This is a genomic window from Paenibacillus polysaccharolyticus, assembly GCF_900102085.1.
In the GTDB taxonomy this organism is placed as follows: domain Bacteria; phylum Bacillota; class Bacilli; order Paenibacillales; family Paenibacillaceae; genus Paenibacillus; species Paenibacillus polysaccharolyticus.
Map to the genome: position 1 here is coordinate 160,127 of NZ_FMVM01000016.1, position 20,917 is coordinate 181,043.

15 protein-coding genes are annotated in these 20,917 nt (G+C 46.9%); all 15 read right to left on the bottom strand.

The genetic code is table 11. The features are described 5' to 3' along the window. Positions 1–43: 43 nt before the first annotated feature. Positions 44–1,369: a UDP-N-acetylglucosamine 1-carboxyvinyltransferase gene (murA, locus tag BLQ13_RS21660; RefSeq protein ID WP_244159415.1), complete on the bottom strand. Its 1,326-nt coding sequence runs from the start codon at positions 1,367–1,369 to the stop codon at positions 44–46. Positions 1,370–1,739: 370 nt separating this feature from the next. Continuing rightward, positions 1,740–2,849: an undecaprenyldiphospho-muramoylpentapeptide beta-N-acetylglucosaminyltransferase gene (gene murG, locus BLQ13_RS21665; RefSeq protein ID WP_090923753.1), complete on the bottom strand. Its 1,110-nt coding sequence runs from the start codon at positions 2,847–2,849 to the stop codon at positions 1,740–1,742. 8 nt (positions 2,850–2,857) lie between these two features. Further along, positions 2,858–3,955, bottom strand: a complete 1,098-nt coding sequence (gene spoVE, locus BLQ13_RS21670) for a stage V sporulation protein E (RefSeq protein WP_090923754.1) — start codon at positions 3,953–3,955, stop codon at positions 2,858–2,860. A gap of 48 nt (positions 3,956–4,003) precedes the next feature. Further along, positions 4,004–5,425, bottom strand: coding sequence for a UDP-N-acetylmuramoyl-L-alanine--D-glutamate ligase (gene murD, locus BLQ13_RS21675; protein WP_090923755.1), 1,422 nt, complete (start codon positions 5,423–5,425; stop codon positions 4,004–4,006). Positions 5,426–5,428: 3 nt separating this feature from the next. After that, complete coding sequence (gene mraY / locus BLQ13_RS21680) at positions 5,429–6,397, bottom strand: phospho-N-acetylmuramoyl-pentapeptide-transferase (protein ID WP_090923756.1); 969 nt, start codon at positions 6,395–6,397, stop codon at positions 5,429–5,431. A gap of 12 nt (positions 6,398–6,409) precedes the next feature. Next, entirely contained in the window at positions 6,410–7,822 is a 1,413-nt protein-coding gene (locus tag BLQ13_RS21685; RefSeq protein ID WP_090923801.1) for a UDP-N-acetylmuramoyl-tripeptide--D-alanyl-D-alanine ligase, read from the bottom strand. Beyond that, positions 7,822–9,309 (bottom strand): UDP-N-acetylmuramoyl-L-alanyl-D-glutamate--2,6-diaminopimelate ligase, encoded by a 1,488-nt coding sequence (locus BLQ13_RS21690; protein WP_090923757.1) that lies wholly within the window; start codon positions 9,307–9,309, stop codon positions 7,822–7,824. The genes BLQ13_RS21685 and BLQ13_RS21690 overlap by 1 nt, the downstream gene beginning before the upstream one ends. Positions 9,310–9,482: 173 nt before the next feature. Next, the gene (locus BLQ13_RS21695; protein WP_418792764.1) at positions 9,483–11,378 is read right to left on the bottom strand and encodes a stage V sporulation protein D; all 1,896 of its coding nucleotides are present in this window, start codon (positions 11,376–11,378) and stop codon (positions 9,483–9,485) included. 152 nt (positions 11,379–11,530) lie between these two features. Beyond that, a complete protein-coding gene (locus BLQ13_RS21700; RefSeq protein WP_090923759.1) occupies positions 11,531–13,879 on the bottom strand; it encodes a penicillin-binding transpeptidase domain-containing protein in 2,349 nt (782 codons plus the stop codon). Between the two features lie 12 nt (positions 13,880–13,891). Beyond that, positions 13,892–14,317, bottom strand: coding sequence for a hypothetical protein (locus tag BLQ13_RS21705; RefSeq protein WP_090923760.1), 426 nt, complete (start codon positions 14,315–14,317; stop codon positions 13,892–13,894). 26 nt (positions 14,318–14,343) lie between these two features. Then, positions 14,344–15,294, bottom strand: a complete 951-nt coding sequence (gene rsmH / locus BLQ13_RS21710; protein WP_090923761.1) for a 16S rRNA (cytosine(1402)-N(4))-methyltransferase RsmH — start codon at positions 15,292–15,294, stop codon at positions 14,344–14,346. Positions 15,295–15,312: 18 nt separating this feature from the next. Beyond that, the gene (gene mraZ / locus BLQ13_RS21715) at positions 15,313–15,750 is read right to left on the bottom strand and encodes a division/cell wall cluster transcriptional repressor MraZ (RefSeq protein WP_090923762.1); all 438 of its coding nucleotides are present in this window, start codon (positions 15,748–15,750) and stop codon (positions 15,313–15,315) included. A gap of 276 nt (positions 15,751–16,026) precedes the next feature. Beyond that, positions 16,027–17,292: an adenosylhomocysteinase gene (locus BLQ13_RS21720; RefSeq protein ID WP_090923763.1), complete on the bottom strand. Its 1,266-nt coding sequence runs from the start codon at positions 17,290–17,292 to the stop codon at positions 16,027–16,029. 61 nt (positions 17,293–17,353) lie between these two features. Continuing rightward, positions 17,354–18,985, bottom strand: a complete 1,632-nt coding sequence (gene bshC / locus BLQ13_RS21725) for a bacillithiol biosynthesis cysteine-adding enzyme BshC (RefSeq protein WP_090923764.1) — start codon at positions 18,983–18,985, stop codon at positions 17,354–17,356. A gap of 156 nt (positions 18,986–19,141) precedes the next feature. Then, on the bottom strand, positions 19,142–20,911 hold the full coding sequence (locus BLQ13_RS29065) for an ABC transporter ATP-binding protein (protein WP_090923765.1): 1,770 nt from the start codon (positions 20,909–20,911) through the stop codon (positions 19,142–19,144). Positions 20,912–20,917: the final 6 nt, after the last annotated feature.

Here is a 20,917-nt window from a genome sequence, read left to right on the forward strand (position 1 = left end):
GCCTCAGGCCCCCTCCTCTTCCAAGAAGGGGACGCCAAGGACGTTAATTGGCAAAATCCAACTGTTTCGAAACAGTCGACTGTCTCTCCACTGAGGCTCCAAGACTCTGGAATAACTTTTCGATCTGATCATATCCCCTGTCAATGTGATGCACTTGCTCCACAATGGTTTTACCTTGAGCCGCCAGACCTGCAATAACTAAAGCTGCACCCGCACGAAGATCTGTCGCCTCTACAGTAGCCCCATATAGTCTTGGAACTCCACGGATAAAAGCTGCATTCAGGTCAACCGAAATATCCGCTCCCATGACATTCAGTTCATCCACATGTTTAAATCTTCCTTCGAACACGGTTTCCTTCATCACGCTGAATCCATCTGCCAAACTGAGTAGAACCATGATCTGTGATTGAAGATCTGTTGGAAACGATGGATACGGGGAAGTCACAATACGATCCACTGATTTTGGGCGGGTCATACAACTCACAGTCATTATATCATTGCATACTGTGATTTGAACACCAGTGCGCTTTAACACATGTATAAGCGAAGTAAGATGTGCAGGATTGCAGTGTGTAAGCGTAACATTGCCTCGGGTTGCAGCAGCAGCAATCATAACGGTTCCAGCGACAATCCGGTCAGGTATGATTTCATAGGTGCAAGGTTGCAACTTCTCAACACCATTTATCGTGATTGTATCCGTGCCGGCACCCATAATTCGTGCCCCCATCGCATTCAGAAAATGCTGCAAATCCTGAATTTCAGGCTCTCTCGCTGCGTTGAAAATTGTCGTTGTGCCTTCTGCAAGCACAGCAGCCATCATGATGTTTTCAGTGGCTCCAACACTCGGAAAATCCAGATGAATATCCGCACCTGTCAGATTAGCTCCATGACAGATAATTTGCTGATCTTGCTCTTCAATCTGTGCTCCGAGTGCTTCCAGCCCCCGGAGGTGAAGATCAATTTTACGTTCTCCGATCGCACAGCCACCCGGCTGATATACAGATACTCTCCCAAACCTCGCAAGCAATGGCCCCATCAGAAAAATGGAAGACCGCATTTGCTTCATAAGATCCTCTGGCACATCATGTGACCGGACAAGCGACGTATTGATCGTCACTGTTCCCTGCTCATGCCGACATGTGCATCCAAGTCGTTCCAGGATATACAGCATTACTTCGATGTCCAGCAAGTGTGGAACGTTGTGCAGCGTAATTTCTCCGTCTGCGAGCAAACTTGCGGCCATAATCGGTAAAGCGGCATTTTTTGCTCCATGGATGCGTATGGATCCTGATAGGGGTCTCCCACCTTCAATCACCAATTTGTCCAATGTATCACCTCCGGGGTTTACGCTCACCCACTGCGATAACATACGGTACCCGGTGGATACCGCCATGAGATGATATAGTGCTCTGAATAGACTGTATAAGGGTGATGACGTCCTCTGCTGTCGCTTGGCCTGATTGAACAATAAAATGGATATCCATTGTTCCCAGTCAATCTCAGCGAATTGAATTATCCGTGACACATCCGATCCATGAGGCTCCGCAATCCATCCCTCGGTTCGACCAGTCATTTCCAGCAATACCATGTCGGGAATTCACGGTCTTCACCCTAGTTGCACCTTTGCCGATATGATGCTGTACTGCGGTATCATGGAACGATTGTCACGATTTATACCGTATCTTATGTCAGTCCCGTCTGGTGTGTGACAATCGCCCATAAATGCGTCCAAACACCTATTATCGTTTTGCAACAAGACGCTTAATTTCGTTTACAAGCAATTTGGCCGCATCTGGTTTCCCTAATTTTCGAGAAGCCTCTGCCATCTGCTTACGTCCTGATTCGTCATTCATAATGCCTGCAATTGCTTCATACAGGCCTTTGCCTGTAAGCTCTCTCTCCAGCATTGTGAGTGAGGCTCCTCCTTTTTCAAGGGTACGCGCGTTAGCCTCCTGATGATTGTTGGTTACGTTTGGTGATGGAATCAGAATCGACGGAATACCAAGAGATGTAATCTCCGCAAGGAACGAAGCTCCTGCACGGTTTACAATCAAAGAGGTACAAGCGAGTACTTCGGGCATGTTATGTACATAAGGAAGTACATGCAGATGATTAGGCATCGTTCCCAAAGAACTACGGATCGCTTCACGGGTTTCATCAAAATAGGTCTCGCCTGTAACGTAAACAACATGTACATCATCCAGCTGTTCCAGCATCGGTGCCATTTCAATCATCGCCTGATTAATCGCTTTAGCCCCCCGGCTACCCCCAACGACTAGCACAACACGGCTGTCCATCGGAACACCTAATGTGGCGAATCCACGATCCCGACTGGCCTGGGCTACTGTTGTTGCCCGCGGGTTTCCAGTATAGATAACCTTTTTTGCACCAGAGAATGATTTTTCAGAACCTTCAAAACTGACGGCAACTGTATCTACATAACGCATGAGAAACTTGTTCGTCAGACCTGGAATCGCATTCTGTTCATGAATCACGCTTGGAATTCCCAGCTTTGCCGCCGCATATACAACGGGACCACAGACATATCCCCCCGTACCGATGACAACGTCCGGCTTGAATTCCTTCAGCATTTTTTTAGATCTCCTTACCCCTTGAACGAATCGCATGATCGTTTTCACATTTTCAAAGGATAACTTACGCCGAAAACCGGTAATGTCAATCGATTTAAAAGGTATATCTTCCTGAGGAACCAGCTTACTTTCAAGTCCTCGTGTACCGCCAATGTATAAAAACGTCGAGTCGGCATTTTCCGCCTCACATTGTCTTGCTATGGCTACGGCCGGATAGATATGCCCACCCGTGCCGCCGCCACTAAGAACGACTCGCATCGTATAAGTCACCTCGCATAACGGGATAAATTCAATAATATGCCCAGTGCGGTGAGCATGAGTGTCAGTGATGAACCTCCATAACTGATCAGCGGCAGTGTAATCCCTGTGACAGGCATAAGTCCAATCACCACGCCGATATTAATAATGACCTGCACAGCAACCATACCGATAATCCCCACAGCTAGCAGGCTGCCAAAGGAATCCGGAACCGTCATCGCTACACGCATTCCTCTCCACACCAGCACCAGAAACAATAATAATACAATCATTCCACCAATGAAACCGAGTTCTTCCGCCAAAATACTAAATATAAAGTCCGTCTGCGGTTCAGGCACGTAACTGTACTTCTGTCTACTCATCCCCAGCCCGAGACCAGCCAGTCCACCTGGACCAATCGCATAGAGCGATTGAATGATCTGATAACCTGCACCAAGCGGATCTGACCATGGATCCAGAAAAGCTGTAATTCGTTGCAACCGATAAGGTGCCGCTGCAACAAGTGCCGCGAATCCTGCAACTCCACCCAGAGCAAGCAGAGCGAGATGTTTCATTCGTGCTCCGGTTGTGAAAATGATAAGCATGGATGCCCCCATCATCACGGTGCCTGTACCTAAATCGGGCTGTAACATAATTATGCCAAAAGCAAGCCCCATTAGCCCAAGCGGAGGCAACAGCCCTGTTGTAAAAGTTTTAATTTTACCAGGATTTTTGCTCAGCCAATGAGCCAAAAACAAGATCATGCCCAGTTTCATGAATTCGGAGGGCTGGATACCGAAAGAGCCAATCCCCAGCCAGCTACGTGCACCGCCGCGAACGACTCCGATTCCCGGAATTAATACGGCAATGAGCATAATAAAACAGATAATTAAAATCGGCTTGGCATACTTTCGCCATACCCTATAATCCACATTCGCTGTCACAAACATGGCTACCAGCCCAAGCACGGCGAATAAAATCTGCCTTTTCACAAAATAAAATGAGTCGCCATAGTTTCGGAACGCAAGTACTGAGCCTGCGCTGTACACCATAATGATGCCGATGGCAAGCAGAGCCAAAATACAAATCAGGAGCCAAATATCCGGCGCCGGTCGCGTCTGTTTCATCAGGAGGCCACCCCTTGCATGGAAGTAGGGGCTTTTCCACCCCCCTACTTACAAGTTATGCGCCGCCTCTTTAAAAATGCGTCCCCGTTCTTCATAGGAGGCAAACATGTCCCAGCTTGCACACGCAGGGGATAACAAAACAACATCCCCTGGTTCGGCAAGACTTGCTGCTTCCTGAACAGCAACCGTCAACGTACGGGCAGCGTCCTCCTCATTATCGACGACCTTAATATGCTTTAGTCCCGCCAGTTCTGCGACTTTAGCAATTTTAGCACGGTTTTCACCAAGAACCACCAACGCTTTGACACGTTCCTCCAATACCGGCAACAGCTCCATCATATCTGAACCGCGGTCTAGTCCGCCTGCAATCAATACAACAGGTTCCTTAAAGGAATTCAGTGCCATGACCGTTGCTTTTGAATTGGTAGCTTTCGAATTGTTGTAATAAACTGAGCCATTATGCTTGAGCACATACTCCAGTCGATGTTCAACACCTCTGAAATCAGCTAGCGGAGCAGCCAGCTGTGACGGATCAGCACCCGCTGCGATTGCAATAGCTACTGCAGCAAGCGCATTGCCTACATTAAAACGTCCAGGTATGCCAATGTCCTGCACATCGATAATCACTGCTCGATTGCCTGCACCATCCGCATAGATCACCTGACGTTTCACATCATCCTCTTCTCCGTCGACATAAGGCGGATCTGCATACACGCCTGTTTCCAGGTTTTCCGTCAGTGAGAAAGGAATCACCCTCGCCTTGATGTAAGGAATGAGTTCACGACATACCGCATCATCCCAATTGAGAACAGCGACGTCATCTGATTTCTGATTGGCAAACAGCTTTGCTTTGGAAGCCACGTAATCTTCCATGCCGCCATGATAATCCAGATGGGTCTCTGCCACGTTAAGAAGCGCAGCAATACGCGGACGAAACTCTACCGTGCCTTTGAGCTGGAAGCTACTCAGTTCGACGACCATCCAGTTATCAGCGGTAGCCTGCTCTGCAGCTTCACAGAGAGGGGTTCCAATGTTACCAGCAACAATGGGATTCAAGCCCGCTTGTTCCAGCATATTTCCTACCCAAGTTGTGGTCGTTGTTTTTCCGTTAGAACCGGTGATACCGATCATAGGTGCCCCGCAAAGGTGATATGCAACCTCCACCTCGGTTACCACCTCAATACCTAATTCAAGAGCTTGCTGCACAGGAGCAGCCTGATAAGGAATGCCGGGGTTTTTGACGACCAGCTTCACATCACTATGAATGAGATCATCCGGATGGCCCCCGCATACAACAGAAATTCCCAAAGCCTCCAATTCGGAAGCTTCGGGACACTGTTCCCTGTCTTTTTTATCATTTACGATAACGTTAGCCCCGGCACGATACAGCACCTTGGCAACTTGTACGCCGCTCTTCGCAAGCCCAAGCACGACGACTTGTTGTCCGTGATATGTTTCTGGATGATTCATAATTTACAACCCCTTGTTGAGATAAAGTCCAAGAGCGGCCAAAATAGCACCTACCGCCCAAAAGGTAATGACAACCCGCCATTCTGACCAGCCACTAAGCTCGAAGTGATGGTGGATCGGGCTCATTTTAAATACACGTTTACCGCGGGTTTTGAAGGATACAACTTGGATCACAACGGAAAGGACCTCAATTACGAAAATACCGCCGATGACCAGAAACAGGAGTTCTGTCTTCGTAACGATTGCAATCGCGCCGATTGCACCGCCGATTCCGAGCGAACCCGTATCGCCCATAAACACCTTGGCTGGATGTGCATTGTAAACCAGGAATCCGAGAACAGCCCCAATCATGGCAGCTGCACACACCGCCGCCGGCATCGACGTTGCCTGCATGGCCACAATAGCAAACGCGCCAAAAGCAATCGCACTGACACCGGAGAGAAGGCCATCCAAACCATCCGTAAAGTTAACCGCATTGGTAATGGCCAGCATCATAAAGACAACAAACGGATAATAAAACCATCCTGTCCAGTCAAACGAAACCGAAGTTCCTGGGATAGAAATCGCGGTGCTGTGCCCATTTTGAATAAGTAAATAACACATGAGGGCACTGAAGAACAGCTGCCCCAGCATTTTTTGTCTGGCTGTCAATCCAAGCGAACGCTTGAATACAATTTTGATATAGTCATCCAAAAAACCAATGAGACCAAATCCAAGCGTAGCGACAAGCAACACATAAAAGTCTGTGTTTTTGACCGCTGAGAATTTAAGAAACGCCAGCGTGAACGCAAGTAAAATAACAACTCCGCCCATCGTTGGTGTTCCGCTTTTTTTCAAATGGCTCTGAGGCCCGTCTTCCCTGACCTGCTGTCCGAACTTCATCCGCCGCAGAAGCGGAATAAGTAGCGGTGCGGCAATCACCGCCAAAATAAATGAAACGCCGATTGTTAACAGTAATACCTGAAAATCCATGGGTTCACCCCTCTAGTCTACTCGATTCTGTAATGGTGCCGTCTGCAGTGTTTGAACTACATCCTCCAGTTTCATGCCTCGCGAGGCTTTAAACAAAACTGCATCTTTCGGATGAAGATTCTCCAGCAGATAACGGGTCAATTCTTCTTTATTATCAAAAGCATGCACAGCTTCAGCTACCATATGCTTTTTTGCTCCCTCAGCAATATGCACGGATAATGGACCGTATACCAGCACTTTATCCAATTTATCAGGAGTAATATACATCCCGATCTCATGATGAAGCTGCTGCTCCTCCGAACCTAACTCCAGCATATCTCCCAGTACAGCCACTTTCATCCGATATCCTTTTAACCCTTCCAACACATCTATAGCAGCCTTCATGGAAGTCGGGCTTGCATTATATGCATCATTGAGAAGAGTAAGTCCGCTGACCGCCTGAGTGACCTCAATACGCATCCCTGTCAATTTTAGCTGTGACAAGCCTGTTGCCATATTTTCCTCAGTCACTCCAAAATGACGTGCTACGGCCAAGGCAGCCAGGCAGTTAATTACATTGTGCGTACCCAGCAAGGGAAGGTTATAAGCTTTGTCGCCAGACTGCTTGGTTGTAAACACCATCCCGTGCTGTGCATTCATCAGCCCCGTTGGATAATCGTCATTATCCCTTTGTAATCCAAACCTAAACCGCTGCATGCCTTCAGGTTGCTTCGTTGCAGACTCTTCAAGCACCTGCGCGATTAAAGGCTCGTCTCCGTTGTATATGAGTAACCCGCCAGGTTTCATACCAGCAGCAATTTCAGCCTTGGCTCTGGCAATTTCAAGTCTTGAGCCAAGCTGAAGCAAATGGGATTCGCCAATATTCGTGATGATTGCTACATCCGGCTGAGCAATGACAGAAAGGTCATAGATTTCACCGCGACCGCTCATGCCCATCTCCAAAATAATGATCTCCGTATCCGGTGTCATACTCAATACCGTTAGTGGCAGACCGATATGATTGTTGAAATTCCCCTGCGTTTTATGCACCTTGAATGTGGTAGAGAGAAGCGCGTTTACAATATCCTTGGTTGTTGTTTTCCCGTTACTGCCTGTAATGCCAACAACAGATGCCTTGTTCTCACGAAGATAAGCCGATGCAAGTGCCTGTAATGCAGTCAGGGTATCGTCCACCAAAATAACAGCTCCCTGCGGCGGAGCACCATGATTTTTTTGCCACAACGCCCCCGCAGCATCTTGCTCCAGACAAGCCTGCACAAACTCATGCCCATCAAAACGTTCACCTACCAAAGGGATAAACAAACTGCCTGCCACCGGTTTACGTGAATCGGTAAATACCCCTTCGGCGATAACTTCACTATAAACTGCGGCATCACTTAGTGTGCCACCACACATGTCGGCGATTTGCGCCAATGTTCGTTTTATCAATTGGATTTGCCCCTTATCGCTTCTTTGGCTATGATCCGGTCATCGAAATCGGTCTTGGTTGTTCCGATAATTTGATAAGTCTCGTGACCCTTGCCCGCAATCAATACTACATCGGCCGGGCTTGCCATTTCAATAGCTTCATGAATGGCCTGACGCCGGTCCACGATCATTGTGTAACGCTCAGACGGAACGGACTCTTCCAGCAAACCTTGCTCAATGTCTTTTAGAATCAGATCGGGATCTTCCGTCCGCGGGTTGTCAGAAGTCACTAATACAAAGTCACTGTACTTCGCAGCAATTTTACCCATCAATGGGCGTTTTGTGCGATCCCGGTCACCGCCGCACCCAAATACGCAAATGACACGGCCCTCCGCAAACTCATTAACTGTGCGCAGTACATTCTCAAGTCCATCAGGTGTATGGGCATAATCAACGATGACCGCGAATGCCTGGCCTTCATTGACAGCTTCCACCCTGCCATCCACACCCGGTACGGTCTCCAGACTACGCTTGATCTCTTCCAGTGGCACACCTTCCACCAGCGTTGCCGAGATGGCCGCCATTGCATTGTACACGTTGAACTTGCCTACCATACGCAGTTCAATGTCTGTGCTACCCGCAAAGGTATCTACATGGAAGGTCGTCCCCTGAGCTGTGATTGAAATTGCAGATGCACGAACATCCGCCTGTTCTCCCATGCCGTATGTAATAACCTCAGCAGCCGTTACAGAGATATAATAATCCGCAGCCGGATCATCCGCATTGATCACTGCATACTTCCGCTCGGAAGCATCTTCTGCATAACCGTTACCCAGGCGAGCAAAAAACAACCCCTTAGCTCCGCGATATTCCTCCATGGAATGATGGTAATCGAGATGATCCTGCGACAGGTTTGTAAATACTGCTGTACGGAAATCCGTGCCTTTAACCCGCCCTTGCTCCAATGCATGAGAAGAAACTTCCATCACACAGCATTCCGTACCAGCCTGAACCATATCATGCAAACTACGTTGCAAATCCAGAGCTTCAGGTGTTGTTCCCGACATCGGGTAAGTGCGTCCATCATAACGCATCTGGATGGTTCCGATCAGCCCGGTTTTCTGACCGTAGTCGCTCATAATTTTTTCAATCAAATAAGTCGTTGTTGTTTTGCCGTTCGTTCCCGTTACTCCGATCATTTTCATCTTGTGACTCGGTGATTCGAAAAAGAAGTCCGACAAAACAGCCATAGCAAAGCGACTGTCTCTTACAATCAATTGTGGTACAGGCAAGTCAAGCTGCCGCTCCACAACGAGAGCAGACGCTCCGGCCTGCACTGCTTTATCTGCATAATCATGTCCATCGACCGTATGTCCCGGAAGACAGATAAACAGATCACCCGGTTTGACTTGCCGGGAATCTGTCTGAAGGTTGTGACATTCTGTATGGGGGTCGCCCACGAGACGGGCGGTAATCAACTTGGATTCAAACTGTTTTAAAAGCACATGAATAACCTCACTTTTCCAAATATACTTCTGTATCCACAGATTCCTATAGTATTAATATCGACCAGACCACCAAATAATGAAACGCGATCCCCTGCATTTTGTTGCGGTCGGAGTAGGAAACTCCGCTTAAGCCTACATTGCATCCTTACTTAAAGCTCCATTTGAGAACTTTATTCGTGCTTCGAATGATCATGCCCATCATCTTTCAGGACGTTACCCATGTAGATACGTATCGTTGAGCCCTGCTCTACTCTTGCTCCTGGTTTAGGGGCCTGATTAATTACGTATTTGCCACTGCCCGACTTCGCGAGCATAAAATTCATGTTGAGATCCTCGTACAAATCTTCCACTGTAGCCCCAGTAAGATCAGGAACCGTCACAATTTTGGTTTCACCATATTTGTACTCTTTCGCGAGCTGGTCCTTACGCACAGGCACTTTCATATAATGCAGCGAATCTTCCAGAATGTTTTGTACGATTGGGGCTGCAACAACACCGCCAAACTGAATCCCCTTCGGATTGTCTACAGCGGTGTACACCACGATCTGCGGATCATCAGCCGGAGCAAATCCAATAAACGAAACGATGTGTTCACTCGACGAATAACGACCATTAATAACCTTCTGGGCTGTACCTGTTTTGCCTCCAACCCGGTAGCCATCGATAAAAGCTGGACGCCCTGTTCCTTTGGCCACGACACTTTCTAGTGCTTCTCGTACTTGTTTGGACGTATCCTCCGAGATGACTTGACGAACGAGTTCAGGCTTTACTTCTTCCAGCACCTCTCCGGTTTCTGGATGTACCCAGGCTTTCGTAACGTAAGGTTTATAGAGCTTCCCACCATTGATGGCAGCCGACACCGCTGCTACTTGTTGAATAGGGGTTACGGATACCCCCTGCCCAAAGGCAGTCGTTGCAAGTTCAACAGGACCTACGTTTGCTAATTTGAAAAGAATACCACTTGCTTCTCCGCTAAGATCAATCCCGGTTTTGGCACCAAAACCGAAATTTTTAATGTAGGAGAACAACGATTCCTTACCAAGCTTCTGCCCCAAAGCAACAAATCCGGGGTTGCAAGAGTTCTCCACCACCTGAAGGAAAGTCTGGCTTCCATGTCCGCCTTTCTTCCAACAGCGCAAGCGTGCTCCGCCGACTTCTACAAATCCGGGATCAAAAAATTGATCCTGTTGCAGATTTACCTTTTTTTCTTGCAACGCAGCAGCCAGTGTAATAATTTTGAAAGTTGAACCTGGTTCATACGTCATCCAGATGGGCAAGTTCCGGTTATAAATTTCTGAAGGATATTGCTGATAATCTGCCGGCTCGTAGCCCGGTCTGCTAGACATCCCTAGAATTTCGCCTGTTTTGGGATTCATTGCAATAGCCAAAGCGGAATTAGCCTGAAACTTAACCATCGCCTGATCCAATTCCCGTTCCATAATCGATTGAATGGATTTATCAATGGTCAGCTTGAGGTTGAGCCCGTCCTTCGGTTCCACATACTTCTCAGATGAGCCCGGCATGAGCCTTCCGGCCGCATCGGACAAGTAGGATACACTGCCATTTAAACCATTCAGCTTGTCGTCATATCTTTTTTCAACACCAGTCAGTCCCTGATTATCAATCCCTGTAAATCCGAGAATATGAGCAGCCAGATCATCATATGGATAGAAACGTTTGTTATCCTCGGCAACAACGATACCCGGGAGCTTCAAATCACGGATGCGCTGAGCTTTCTCCATCGTAATTTTGCGGCCACCGGGTTGTAGTCTTACAATCAATTCTCGTTTCTTGATGGTTGCCAGTACTTTCTCTTCTGTCATACCTAGTAGCGGTGCCAGCGCCCTGGCTGTGGTCTCCGCTTCTTTAACTTGAGCCGGGATCGCCATGATTGTTGGGGTTGTCACATTGTAGGCTAAAGATGTCCCGTTTCGATCCAGAATCTCTCCCCTTTTAGCTGTGTACGGAATATTACGACGCCAGGATTCTTCCGCTTTGGCCGATAGTTCCGGCCCTTTCCCCAACTGAACATAAGCAAGCCTGATGACCAAGGCCGAAAATAACATAACCAAAATTAACAAACTCCACAGCAACCTGCGGCGCAGATTCACACTTGTTCCCTTCACGAAAAGATCCCCCCACTCGTCCCAAAATCATGAACTGTCTCATTCATGAATATTCAGGACAACCGGGGGTTAGAACAAGCTGTCTATACAGTCTATGGCAGGGAAGCCCCTTCAGTGGCTGGTTTACCAGATGTTTCGTCTTGACCCTTTTGCTTGTCAGACTGACTCTGATTTGAGGCACTTCCCGGCGGATCATCCCCATCCGTTTTACCCTCATCAGCTGTTTTCGTATTGTTGTCCTGGTTTTTCGCATTCGGATCAGAAGAATCTGGAGCTTCATCAGCTATACCGGTTACCGCTGCCTTCGCTGTCTGTAAGGTTAACTGCACCGTTCGTTGCTCACCCGATACCTGCTCCTTCTGTTTCACGACGTATCCCTCACCCTTGACTGTTACGCCTACCTTCATCAGTGAGAGAACCTCCAACGCATCACGAAGCGATTCACCCGTCAGATCTGGAATCTTCATTTTACTGCTCTCTTCCGTCAGTAGGTAGACTCGTTGGCCTGGATTCATCGAAGCACCTGCTTGTGGATACTGGCGAATCACATTTTCACCCTGACCAAGCGTGACATAAGCAATTCCGGAGTTGAGAAGCTGGCTTCTGGCCTGTTTGGCCGTTTTACCACTCAAGTCTGGAGCCTTAGCCTGTACAACAGGAGCTTCTTTTGACTTTTTGTCTGTCGTTTTGGCTGTATCTTTCGGTATACCCATATATTGCAACGTCTGGCTTACAACCTTCTTGAACACTGGAGCCGCTGCAGTTCCTCCGCCAATGTTTGTGCCGTCTGGCTGGTCAATCACAATCAACATCGCAATCTTCGGATTGTTGACTGGTGCAAATCCAATAAATGAAACGACGTCTTTGTTTTTGCTATATTGACCGTTGATAACTTTTCGCGCTGTCCCTGTCTTGCCTGCAACCCGGTATCCTTCAATATAAGCATTACGTCCTGTACCGATCGTCTGATCTGCTACGACCTGCTCCAGATACCCGCCAACAAGCTTGGCCGATTCTTTAGAGATGACCTGTCGAATCACTTTCGGCTTGATTGCTTCCGTTGTGCCATCATTCGGATTAATGATCTCCTTTACGAGATGAGGCTGGAGCAACTTACCGCCGTTTGCAATGGCCGAGATGGCTGATAACTGCTGGATCGGCGTCACTTGTACGAGACCGTGACCATATGCAGCGGTAGCAATCTCTGATTTGTATACCAAGGGTTTGATTGGCGAAGCCGCTTCACTTGGCAGGTCAATGCCCGTCTTTTTACCAAAACCGAATTGATCGATATAGTGACGCAGCCGCTCTCCCCCGAGCATGTTGTACCCCAGATTAACAAAAGCGATGTTACTGGAGCGTTTGACACCTTCAAGGTAAGAGATTCTTCCGTACGTATGTCCGTTATCACTAATCGGAAAACCACCGATGTATATGCGCTTGGATTCAAACGTTGCATTCGGATCAAACAGTTTTTCCTCCACGGCTCCCGCAAGTGTCACAATTTTGAACGTAGAACCTGGTTCATAGATCGACTGCGTTGCATGGTTGATAAAATTTTTCTGATCCGGTGTGCTCGCATACGTATTCGGATTAAAGGTCGGCCAGTTGGCCATCCCCAGAATCTCCATCGTGTTTGGATCAGCCGCAATGACGGTCATACTCAGCGGGTTATATTTCGCAATTGTCTCTTTCATTGCACTTTCAATGTAAAACTGGATCGTATCATCAATCGTCAGTTTCAGGTTTTTACCGTTTTTCGGAGGCAAATAATTATCCTGTGAATCCGGAAGTTTGATGCCTTTCGCATCCTTCTGGTAATTCAGGAAACCATCTGTGCCTGTCAGCACGTCATCATACGAGACTTCAAGCCCATTGACAGCTTTACCGTCACGACTCATATAACCTAGCACATGAGAGGCCAGCGACTCTTCCGGATAAAAACGTTTGGACTCCTGCGTCATGACGATCGCATTTTTTGCCTTGTGTTGCTCCTGAAGCTCTTCGCGCAACTCATTGACCTTTTCAGCAAGTGCAGGACTAATTTTGTATCCTTCACTGCGTACTTCGCGTTGTTGAAAAAACTTCCCGTCTTTATTTTTTGCTGTAACAAGAGCTCGCATCTCACTCTCGTTTTTCTTGAGCAGTGCCGATAGCTTCTTCGTCACTTCGTCCTCAATACCTAGTTGATTAATCAAAAGCGGGTTAACCGAAACCGTGTAAGCCGGCGAATCCGTAGCAAGCACATTCCCGTTTCGATCCGTAATCGTTCCGCGAGCAGCCTTGATCGTCTGTTCCCTTTCGATAAGACCCGCCGCACGCTCCTGCCATTTGTCACCATTAACCACCTGAATGAAAAATATACGGGTTACGAGTACAAGAAAAAAGAGGGTAATGAATCCCCCTATTAACAACGTGCGCATTTTTATTCTTTTTACCATCGAAACACCTCTTTACTTGCCACTGGATGCATTCGAGGATGATTCAGTACCTGTCGATGTATTCGTTGTTGAGCGTGGTACAAAAATAACATCCTTATCGGAAGCTTCCACGTAACCCAGTCTTTTTGCATTCTCGACAACCTGATTATTCAATGTTTCTCTCTCCACCTGTAAGTCGGCAATGGTCTTCTCAGCCTCTTTAATTTTTACAATGGTCGACTGAGCCTGCTTGTTCAGCTCATAAATATGAGCGTAACGAGACATCAGGGCACCGCCCACAATAATGACGGCTAAGAGTGTGATCAGGTATAAAAACTTTTCGCGGCCTGGCAGACCTGTGCGACGTGTCACAACTTTAGTAGTTTCCTTGTACCTTTGCTGCGTTACACGTTCCTGGGCTTTTTCTTTGACCGCTAGATTGCCACGTGTATATGCCATTTGAAGGCTCCTCCTCCTCTTTTGTTCTACAATTTCTCAGCTACACGCAGCTTGGCTGATCGCGCACGAGAGTTCTCGGTCAGTTCCGCTTCTGATGGAATCAACGGTTTTCGGTTGACGAGACGTAAAGTCCCTTTACCACCGCATACACATAACGGAAAGTCAGGTGGACATGTACATTTTTCAAGATAGCTGCTGAAGATCTGTTTACATATCCGGTCCTCAAGGGAGTGGAAGGTGATAACAGATACGCGCCCCCCTGGCGCTAAACAACGAACAGCCTGATGCAGTCCTTCTTCAAAAGCCCCCAGTTCATCATTCACAGCAATACGCAGCGCCTGAAAACTTCGCTTCGCAGGATGTCCACCTGTACGGCGGGCTGCTGCAGGAATACCTTCTTTGATCAATTCCACAAGTTCACCTGTCGTTTCGATCTCAGACTGACTACGTTGATTCACAATAACACGAGCAATCCGTTTGGAAAATTTCTCTTCACCATAGCGATACAGAATTCGCGCAATCTCTTCTTCCGGCCATTCGTTCACTATCTCTTTGGCTGTCAGAAGTGCATCCTGGTCCATACGCATATCAAGCGGTGCATCGTGATTGTAACTGAATCCGCGTTCTCCTTCGTCAAACTGTGGTGACGACACCCCAAGGTCATACAGAATTCCGTCGACCTGTGGTACACCATCCTTCATAGGAACATCAAGGTCTTTGAGAACCTGCTCCAAATCTCTAAAATTGGTTTTCACCAATGTAACCTGGTTTTCATAAGCAGCGAGCTTCTCGCGTGCATTGTCCAAAGCCCAGTCATCCTGATCAAGTGCGATCAGACGTCCCCCCGGACCTAGCTTGGATGCAATCACGGAACTGTGTCCCGCCCCTCCTAAAGTGCAGTCCACGTATATACCGTCCTGCTTGATGTTTAATCCCTCGGTTGCCTCTTCTTTGAGTACGGTTATATGGTGAAACAACCTGCACCCCTCCTTACTTTATAAGTCAAAATTGAAATCGACCAGCTTTTCGGCAATGTCGTTGAATGCTTCTTCGGATTGATTAAAATAACTTTCCCATATGCCTTTGCTCCAAATCTCCGCCCGATTCGACACACCAAGAACAACGCAATCCTTGTCCAATTTGGCATACTCTCTCAGGTTACCCGGCAGATTTACCCTGCCCTGTTTATCCAGTTCACATTCAGTGGCACCTGAGAAAAAAAACCGGGTAAACGCACGTGCGTCGGATTTCATCAGCGGCAGTGCTTTCAGTTTCTGTTCCATGACCCCCCACTCCTCCATGGGGTACACGAAAAGACACTGGTCCAAACCTCGTGTGACAACGAAAGTGGATCCGAGAGATTCGCGGAATTTAGCCGGAATAATGACCCGACCTTTATCATCAATGCTATGTTGAAACTCGCCCATAAACATTGCCGCACTCACTCCCCCACCCATTTCCCCCACTTTGCCCCACTTTCCACCACCTAAGCATAATAGATTCGGTTAAAAAAATCAAAACCCTTCTTGACTTTTCTGTTTTTTTATTTGATTTCACCGAAAAAAACGCCTTCGATCCTGTCATTCAGGACCAAAGACGTTTCCCGGTTACGGGCGATCGCATGTGCACCCGTACATGAGCCATATCGTCAATACACCATTCTACTACTTTTGAAACAGTTTATCCGTTTGTAATTATTGGATAACCCTTTAAAATTTCCAACTATCGAGGTACTTTTCTTGCTCAGCGGACAAAGAATCAATGGCAATGTTCAGGCTCTCCAGCTTGTAACTTGCCACTTGCTGGTCAATTTCGTAAGGAACGTTCACTACGTTTTTACCAAGAGATTCATAGTTTTCGCTCACATAACGCAAACCTAATGCCTGCAGTGCAAACGTAGTGTCCATGATCTCGGCCGGATGTCCGTCAGCAGCTCCCAGATTTACCAAGCGTCCCTCCGCGAGCAGATACATTTTACGACCATCTTTGAAACGGTACTCCTCAATGTTGCGACGAACGGTACGAATAGACTCAGAACGTTTGGCAAGCTCCGGTTTGTTAACCTCAACATCGAAGTGACCTGCATTACTCAGAATAGCTCCGTCTTTCATAACATCGTAATGTTCACCTGTAATAACGTCCTTGTTGCCTGTCACAGCAATAAAGAAATCACCCAACTTTGCTGCTTCCAGCATCGTCATAACCCGGAAACCATCCATATGTGCTTCCACGGCTTTGATCGGGTCGATTTCAGTTACAATGACATTGGCACCCAAACCTTTTGCACGCATAGCCACACCTTTACCACACCAGCCATACCCAGCTACGACAACATTTTTACCTGCAACCACCAGGTTCGTTGTCCGAATAATACCGTCAAAAGCGGATTGCCCAGTGCCATAGCGGTTATCAAACAAATACTTGCAATATGCGTCATTTACCGCAACCATCGGGAATTTCAGTTGTCCTTCTTTCGCCAGTGCCTTCAAACGGATAATGCCTGTTGTCGTTTCTTCTGCGCCCCCGCGAATCGTAGCCGCAAGATCAGGACGTTCGGAAGCAATAATGGTTGCAAAATCCCCACCATCATCAATAATGAGATCAGGCTTCACTTCAAGAGCACGGAGTTGCAGTGCTTTGAACTCAGCTGGTTCAGGGTTATATTTCGCATAAACAGTCACACCGTCTTCTACCAAAGCCGCACATACATCATCTTGAGTAGACAACGGGTTACTATGTGTGATCGTCACTTCAGCACCACCAGCCTGAATGACTTTTGCCAGATATGCGGTTTTAGCTTCGAGGTGAAGGCAAATCGATACCTTTAGACCTTTAAAAGGCAGATCCTGTTCAAATTGACGACGAATCCGGTTTAAAACCGGCATATGCGCCTCAACCCAATCAATTTTCAAATGGCCCTCAGCAGCAAGTCCCATATCTTTGACGATGCTGTTTTGTAATGAAGATGTGGTCACTTTATCTCCTCCTCAAATGTGTTTCTTCTATTATAAAGATCAATATAATCTGAATAGATACTTACAAGGATATAACCTTGTGTTCGCCCCGGAATTCAGCAGATGCTTTAATCAATTCCTCAATCCAGTCCGTTCCATAACGATTCAGGTAAAAGAGTGCATTATGTACTCGTTCCTGGGGTTTGCCCATTGGGAACAGAGCATTCTGAATACCGTTCCAATGCCTCAAACTCACTTGATGTTTATCCTCAATTGCCTTGCGAACCTGACGCTCCAGATACTGAATCTGTTCATTCATTTTGGCTAAATTCGCTTCACCAATCCGGTTCAATCCGGGATGCACTTCTGCAACCTGATCCAATAGCGGACGATAGAGCGTCATAAACTGCTCACGGATCTGCGTGAATTGTTCATCAACTTGGAAGGTTTCCTGCTGCGTTAGCCATTGTGCTTTCTTTTCTTCCAGTTGGTTCTGTACATCCTGGAAAGAAAGTCCGTATTGTTTCATATATTTGTGTTGCACTTCCTCCATAATCGTGAAGGATAGACGAGGCAATAATATCGGCATTTGTAGCCCAAAAGTACGAAACGCCTCACGTGTAAGACCCCAATATGCAATTTCTCCATGCCCTAAAATAACTGCAGCCACAGGCAACAATGAATCTTGCATCAAAGGACGGGTGAGTACGTTGTTACTAAAACGCTCAGGGTGATCTTCCAATTCTTGTAACAAACGTTCTTCTGTAAAGGAAACTAACCCCTTACGATCCTGATACAAGTTATCTTTCAGCATCAAAAGCAAACGGGTGCCTTCATGAATATAAAAGAGATTGGCCCCATCTTCAGCCACTTCTGCTGATGTCGAATAACCCGCTTGTTCTACAAGCGATGCCCCTTGTAAATAGGCTTCCCGCAACGAATCATTCTTCCGAATCAAACGCTCAAATATGGGCTTTTCTAACTTACGCAATTCAGGATCGGCAGCATCCATGAGTACCAGTCCAGTCTTTGCAAACAAGGCCGATATCATTCGAGCAAACGCATCACTTAGATTCGTACTCGACTGATGGATTTCTGTGATCAGCTTTATTAATCCAGGCTTATGCATGGTATCAGGCAATAATTGTTCCACTTGATTCAACACCGTTTCCCACTGATCCCACTTTACTTCCACATAACTTACCGAGTCCTTACCTTTAAAATGCCCTTGCAGTTTAACTTTGTGAATTTGTCCTTGCTTATCAGGCAAATAGGTATGATTTACCTCATCCCAGTCATGGTCTTCTCCCGCAATCCAGAACACTGGAACTACAGGACGTTTCAATTGCTGTTCAGCTTCACGCGCAGCGGCGACCACACTGGCTGCTTTGTATATCACAAACAATGGTCCGGTGAACAAGCCACTCTGTTGTCCACCTGTAACGACGAGTGCATCTTCTTCAACTAGGCGGGTAATCGAAGCATGAACCTTGTCATGATCATTTACTCGCTTATTATATAAACGTAAATACGCCGCCAGTTCATGACGGTCAACACGTGTATGCTCCGATTGTTTCAGCCATTCAGCACGCGCGTGGAGGCCGTTTTCCCAGCGAATGTCATATTCATAAAGGCTTCGCGCAGCATCTGTCGTACAGAGATAATCTTCTGCAAGCTTTGATCCGCTGCGGAGCGCCTCGGTGATCCCTTTCATGAGGTCTGCCTCCTATTCTGCTTCTAAAGAGCCTTCCTTGATTGTACCGAATTCAGTAGCTCTTCGTCAAAACAAAGTCACAAATATATGAAAAAAACCGCCGATTTAAATCGGCGGTTATGATGTATATAATAGCATATTCGTTTTTCGAAACTATTATACGTAAGGTTCTGAAACCCAGTGTCCTTTGGAAACCTCAATCAATTGAGCATTTTCCAAATTATACGGATCATTTTTAGGACCGCCCGAAGCATTCTGGATTGGTCCAGATTGTTCATCTGGCAATAAAATGCGGCGTTTATTTGCTTCTACTTCCGGATCCGGAACAGGGATCGCAGAAAGCAATGTTTTGGTGTATGGGTGAATCGGATTCGAATACAGCTCTTCACTCTCGGCCAATTCTACCACTTTACCCATATACATAACCGCAACACGGTCACTGATATGTTTCACCATGGACAAGTCATGGGCGATAAAGAGGTACGTCAACCCAAGACGTTGCTGCAACTCCTCGAGCAATTTAACAACCTGAGCTTGAATGGATACATCCAGTGCAGAAAGCGGCTCATCACAGATGATAAATTTCGGATCAACGGCAAGAGCACGAGCAATCCCGATCCGCTGTCTTTGTCCACCGGAAAATTCATGCGGATAACGCAAAGCATGACTTGGGTTAAGACCTACGAGGTCCAACAGCTCTTCTACACGTCTCTTACGTTCTTTAGAGCTTGTTGCCAGCCCGTGAATATCCAAAGACTCTCCGATAATATCCATAACGTTAAAACGCGGGTTCAGTGAAGCATATGGATCCTGGAAAATCATCTGCATGTCTTTACGCATTTCTTTCATCTTGCGTGGGGACAATTTGTAAATATCCGTACCATTGAAGTTCACACTTCCGCCAGTTGGCTCATAAAGGCGCAGAATGGTGCGTCCAGTCGTCGATTTCCCGCAACCTGACTCACCTACAACACCAAGGGTTTCCCCTTCAAAGATGTCGAAGCTCACATCATTTACAGCTTTAAGGATGTTACCTTTGCCAAGGTTAAAGTATTGTTTCAGATTTTTCACTTGAACCAAAGGTTTGTTACTACCTTTGACAATACCTGCCGGAGTTGGCTTTTCTTTTTTCGGCTCGTCCAGACGCGGGAGAGCGTTCAACAATTTAATCGTATAAGGATGCTGTGGGTTACTGAAGATTTCAGCTGTTGTCCCTGTTTCTACAACTTCGCCTTCCTTCATGACAACCACACGATCACACATGCCCGCTACAACGCCAAGATCATGCGTAATCAGCATAATGGATGTTCCAAGCTTTTTCTGCATGTCTTTCATAACATCCAGAATTTGAGCCTGAATGGTAACGTCGAGTGCTGTTGTCGGCTCATCCGCAATCAGCAAAGATGGACGACAAGCAAGTGCAATTGCAATCATCGCACGTTGACGCATACCACCAGAGAATTGGTGCGGATAATGATTCATGCGAATCGCTGCATTTTTGATACCTACAAGTTCAAGCATCTCAAGAGCTGCTTTGTTCGCTGCCTGCTTGGACATGTTTTGGTGTTTACGCAATACTTCTGTAATCTGTTTACCAATTTTAATCGTAGGATTCAAGGAAGTCATTGGATCCTGGAATATCATACCGATATCTTTACCACGAATGGCTTCCATTTGTTTATCTGTCTTTTTCAGCAGATCCTGCCCGTGAAACGTAATATCTCCGCTCTTAACCTTCGAAGGCGGGGAAGGGATCAATTTCATGATCGTCTGGGCGGTAACACTCTTACCACTACCGGATTCACCTACGATCCCTAGCGTTTCTCCTTTGCCAATTTCGAAACTCACATTTTTAACGGCATCAAATTCACCCGAGCGCGTCGAAAACGATACACTTAAGTCTTTGACTGTTAAAATCGGCTCCATAATCCC

Coding starts and splice junctions, on each gene's coding strand:
- mraZ (WP_090923762.1), bottom strand. CDS start 15,750: ATGTTTATGGGCGAGTTTCAACATAGCATTGATGATAAAGGTCGGGTC.
- BLQ13_RS21695 (WP_418792764.1), bottom strand. CDS start 11,378: ATGTTATTTTCGGCCTTGGTCATCAGGCTTGCTTATGTTCAGTTGGGG.
- murG (WP_090923753.1), bottom strand. CDS start 2,849: ATGCGAGTCGTTCTTAGTGGCGGCGGCACGGGTGGGCATATCTATCCG.
- murD (WP_090923755.1), bottom strand. CDS start 5,425: ATGAATCATCCAGAAACATATCACGGACAACAAGTCGTCGTGCTTGGG.
- BLQ13_RS21700 (WP_090923759.1), bottom strand. CDS start 13,879: ATGGTAAAAAGAATAAAAATGCGCACGTTGTTAATAGGGGGATTCATT.
- spoVE (WP_090923754.1), bottom strand. CDS start 3,955: ATGAAACAGACGCGACCGGCGCCGGATATTTGGCTCCTGATTTGTATT.
- murA (WP_244159415.1), bottom strand. CDS start 1,369: ATGTTATCGCAGTGGGTGAGCGTAAACCCCGGAGGTGATACATTGGAC.
- BLQ13_RS21705 (WP_090923760.1), bottom strand. CDS start 14,317: ATGGCATATACACGTGGCAATCTAGCGGTCAAAGAAAAAGCCCAGGAA.
- bshC (WP_090923764.1), bottom strand. CDS start 18,985: ATGAAAGGGATCACCGAGGCGCTCCGCAGCGGATCAAAGCTTGCAGAA.
- BLQ13_RS29065 (WP_090923765.1), bottom strand. CDS start 20,911: ATGGAGCCGATTTTAACAGTCAAAGACTTAAGTGTATCGTTTTCGACG.
- mraY (WP_090923756.1), bottom strand. CDS start 6,397: ATGGATTTTCAGGTATTACTGTTAACAATCGGCGTTTCATTTATTTTG.